Genomic DNA, 4531 nt, shown 5'->3' with positions numbered 1-4531 from the left:
CCGGGCCACCGACCTCGCCGGATTTCCCGCCGGCGACCCCCGTCGGCGGGCCGCGCCGGACGACGGCGCGCCGGCCCCGGCCGATCGCCGGCAAGCCCCTTATTTATCTCGGGAATCGGATGCGGACACGCAGCTGCCCCGCCCGTTCTCAAGAAAAGCTTGAGTGGCGATTCAAAAAAATTTTAGTCGCCGGTTATACGGTTGATGCAGTGCAAACTCGCCGTTTTAATCGAGAATTTTTGTCGAACCACGAGACAGCTTGATTGAACTTTAGTGCCGGCTTTGGTTGGATCCAGCCTTAGAACAAAACCAAGTTAGGCAGGAAAACATGGCTGGTGCCGAGCCTTGGAACGCCTCCCGCGCCGCCGGGATCGTCGCCGAGCTTCAATCTCTGGAAGGGGCGACTCTCCCTATATTGCATGCTCTGCAGGAGACGTTCGGCTACGTCGACGCCGAGGCGGTACCGATGATCGCCGACGCGCTCAATCTGTCCCGCGCCGAAGTGCATGGCTGTCTGACCTTCTATCACGACTTCCGCCGCGAGCCGCCGGCCGGACGCCGCCACGTGAAGCTGTGCCGGGCCGAGGCCTGCCAGGCGATGGGCTCCGACCGGCTCCACGGCGAGATCCTCTCCCGCATGGGCTGCGACTGGCACGGCACCAGCGCCGACGGCGTCACCGTCGAGCCGGTCTACTGCCTGGGCCTCTGCGCCAACGCGCCGGCCGCCCTGATCGATGACGAGCCGCTCGCTCGCCTCTCCGCCGAATCCCTCGACGCCGCCCTCAAGGAGGCCCGCGCGTGAGCATCACCGTCTACGTCCCGCAGGACGCCGTCGCCCTGGGCCTCGGCGCCAACCGCGTCGCCCGCGCGATCTTCGCCGGCGCGGAAGCCCGCGGCCTCGACCTGCGCATCGTCCGCACCGGCACCCGCGGCATGCTCTGGCTCGAGCCGATGGTCGAGGTCGCGACGCCTGAGGGCCGCATCGCCTACGGCCCGGTCACGCCGGCCGACGTCGAGAGCCTGCTCGATGCCGGCTTCGTCGAGGGCGGCGCGCACGCGCTGCGCCTCGGAGACCCCGAGAAGATCCCCTTCCTCGCCAAGCAGCACCGTCTGACCTTCCACCGCTGCGGCGTGGTCGATCCGGTCTCCGTCGAGGATTACCGGGCCCATGGCGGCTATCGCGGCCTGGAAGCCGCGCTGAAGCTCGACGCCGAGGGCGTCGTCGCCCAGGTGCGCGACTCCGGATTGCGCGGGCGCGGCGGCGCCGGCTTCCCGGCGGGCATCAAGTGGAACACGGTGATGCTGGCCCAGTCGGACCAGAAATACGTGGTCTGCAACGCCGACGAGGGCGATTCCGGCACCTTCGCCGACCGGATCATGATGGAGGGCGACCCCTTCAACCTGATCGAGGGCATGACCATCGCCGCCGTCGCGACCGGCGCGACGCGGGGCTACATCTACTGCCGCTCCGAGTATCCGCAGAGCTTCAAGACCCTGCGCGACGCCATCGCCAACGGCGTCAAGGCCGGCGTGCTCGGCGACAACATCCTGGGTTCTGGCAAAAACTTCCATCTGGAAGTCCGGCTCGGGGCCGGCGCCTATATCTGCGGCGAGGAAACCTCGCTCCTGGAGAGCCTCGAGGGCAAGCGCGGCATCGTCCGGGCCAAGCCCCCGATCCCGGCGCTGAAGGGTTTTCTGGGCAAGCCGACGCTGGTCAACAACGTCATGACCTTCACGGCGGTGCCGTGGATCATGGAGCACGGCGCCAAGGCCTATGCCGAGTACGGCATGGGCCGCTCGCTCGGCACCCTGCCGATCCAGCTCGCCGGCAACATCCGGCAGGGCGGCCTGATCGAGTACGCCTTCGGCATCACCATCCGCGAGGTCATCGAGGATTTCGGCGGTGGCACGATGTCGGGCCGTCCGGTGCGGGCGGTGCAGGTCGGCGGCCCGCTCGGGGCCTACTTTCCGGACGAGCTCCTCGACACCCCCCTCGATTACGAGGCGATGGCGGCCAAGAAGGGCCTCGTCGGCCATGGCGGCATCGTCGTGTTCGACGACACCGTGGACATGGCGCGTCAGGCCCGCTTCGCCTTCGAGTTCTGCGCCACCGAATCCTGCGGCAAGTGCACCCCCTGCCGCATCGGCGCCACCCGCGGCGTCGAGACCATGGACAAGGTCATCTCCGGCATCCGCCCGGAGGCCAATCTCAAGCTCGTCGAGGATCTCTGCGAGATCATGACCGACGGCTCGCTCTGCGCCATGGGCGGCCTGACGCCGATGCCCGTGATGAGCGCGATCACGAACTTCCCCGAGGATTTTCGGCGCGCGGGCGACCTGCCCGTCGCGGCCGAGTGAGGAGGCCGTCACATGACCCTCATCAAGGAAATCGACTACGGCACCCCGATCCGTCTCAACGAGCAGACGGTGACGCTGACCATCGACGGCGAGAGCGTGACGGTGCCCGCCGGCACCTCGGTCATGGCCGCGGCGATGCATATGGGGACCAAGATCCCCAAGCTCTGCGCCACCGACTCGCTCGAGCCCTTCGGCTCCTGCCGCATGTGCCTCGTGGAGATCGACGGACGGCGCGGCACGCCCGCCTCCTGCACCACGCCGGCCGAGAACGGCATGGTGGTGCACACGCAGTCGGACAAGCTGCATCGCCTGCGCAAGGGCGTGATGGAGCTCTACATCTCCGACCACCCGCTCGACTGCCTGACCTGCGCCGCCAACGGCGATTGCGAGTTGCAGGACACGGCCGGTCAGGTGGGCCTGCGCGACGTCCGCTACGGCTATGAGGGCGACAACCACGTCAAGCCGTCCTCCGACCGCTACCTGCCGAAGGACGAGTCGAACCCCTACTTCACCTACGACCCGTCGAAGTGCATCGTCTGCAACCGCTGCGTCCGCGCCTGCGAGGAGACGCAGGGCACCTTCGCGCTGACCATCGAGGGCCGCGGCTTCGACAGCCGCGTGGCGGCGGGCCCGACCAACTTCATGCAGTCCGAGTGCGTGTCCTGCGGCGCCTGCGTCCAGGCCTGCCCGACCGCGACCCTGCAGGAGAAGACGATCCACCAGTACGGCCAGCCCGACCACGCGGCGGTGACGACCTGCGCCTATTGCGGCGTCGGCTGCGCCTTCAAGGCCGAGATGCAGGGCGACAAGGTCGTGCGCATGGTGCCCTACAAGGGCGGCAAGGCGAACGAGGGCCATAGCTGCGTGAAGGGCCGCTTCGCCTACGGCTACGCCACCCACAAGGACCGCATCACCAAGCCGATGATCCGCGCCAAGATCACGGATCCGTGGCGCGAGGTCTCCTGGGAGGAGGCGATCAACCACGCCGCTTCCGAGTTCAAGCGCATCCAGGCGAAGTACGGCCGCGACTCGGTCGGCGGCATCACCTCGTCGCGCTGCACCAACGAGGAGGCCTACCTCGTCCAGAAGCTGGTGCGCGCCGCCTTCGGCAACAACAACGTCGACACCTGCGCCCGCGTCTGCCACTCGCCGACGGGCTACGGCCTGATGTCCACGCTGGGCACCTCGGCCGGCACGCAGGACTTCAAGTCGGTCGAGGAATCCGACGTGATCCTCGTCATCGGCGCCAACCCGACCGACGGCCACCCGGTCTTCGGCTCGCGGATGAAGAAGCGGCTCCGCGAGGGCGCCCGCCTCATCGTCGCCGACCCTCGCAAGATCGACCTCGTGAAGTCGCCCCACATCCGGGCCGACCATCACCTGCCCTTGAAGCCCGGCTCCAACGTCGCCTTCATCAACGCCTTCGCCCACGTCATCGTCACGGAAGGGCTGGTCGCCGAGGACTACGTGCGCGAGCGCTGCGACCTCGCCGAGTTCGAGTCCTGGGCCCGCTTCATCGCCGAGGAGCGCAACTCTCCGGAGGCCGCGCAGGCGATCACCGGCGTCGATCCGCAGGAGATCCGTGCCGCCGCCCGGCTCTACGCCACGGGGGGCAAGGCCGCGATCTACTACGGTCTCGGCGTGACCGAGCACAGCCAGGGCTCGACCATGGTGATGGGCATGGCCAACATCGCCATGGCCACCGGCAACATCGGCATGGTCGGTGCCGGCGTGAACCCGCTGCGCGGCCAGAACAACGTGCAGGGCTCCTGCGACATGGGCTCGTTCCCGCACGAGCTGCCGGGCTACCGCCACGTCTCGGACGACGCCACCCGCGAGAGCTTCGAGGCGATCTGGGGGGCCAAGCTCGACAACGCGCCGGGCCTGCGCATCACCAACATGCTGGACGAGGCCGTCGGCGGCACGTTCAAGGGCATGTACATCCAGGGCGAAGACATCGCCCAGTCCGACCCCGACACCCATCACGTGACCTCCGGCCTCAAGGCCATGGAGTGCATCGTGATCCAGGACATCTTCCTGAACGAGACGGCCAAGTACGCCCACGTCTTCCTGCCGGGCGCCTCGTTCCTGGAGAAGGACGGCACCTTCACCAACGCGGAGCGGCGCATCAGCCGCGTGCGCAAGGTGATGTCCCCGCTCGGCGGCTACGGCG

The 4531-nt window shown here is 67.9% G+C and carries 4 protein-coding genes; all 4 read left to right on the top strand.

Going from position 1 to position 4531, the window contains the following annotated elements; genetic code table 11:
* Nucleotides 1–263: hypothetical protein (locus MFF42_RS18100; protein WP_238256996.1), on the top strand; the 263-nt coding region annotated here is incomplete at its 5' end.
* 65 nt (nucleotides 264–328) lie between these two features.
* The gene (locus MFF42_RS18095; RefSeq protein ID WP_238256995.1) at nucleotides 329–802 is read left to right on the top strand and encodes a formate dehydrogenase subunit gamma; all 474 of its coding nucleotides are present in this window, start codon (nucleotides 329–331) and stop codon (nucleotides 800–802) included.
* On the top strand, nucleotides 799–2358 hold the full coding sequence (locus tag MFF42_RS18090; protein ID WP_238256994.1) for a formate dehydrogenase beta subunit: 1560 nt from the start codon (nucleotides 799–801) through the stop codon (nucleotides 2356–2358). Before MFF42_RS18095 ends, MFF42_RS18090 begins: the two co-directional genes overlap by 4 nt.
* 12 nt (nucleotides 2359–2370) lie before the next feature.
* Nucleotides 2371–4531 (top strand): formate dehydrogenase subunit alpha (gene fdhF / locus MFF42_RS18085; RefSeq protein ID WP_238256993.1); only part of this gene is annotated, 2161 nt, incomplete at its 3' end.

It is taken from the genome of Methylorubrum podarium (genome assembly GCF_022179745.1).
GTDB lineage: Bacteria > Pseudomonadota > Alphaproteobacteria > Rhizobiales > Beijerinckiaceae > Methylobacterium > Methylobacterium podarium.
Note: the sequence above shows the minus strand (reverse complement) of the source record. Positions and strands in the feature narration are given on the sequence as shown.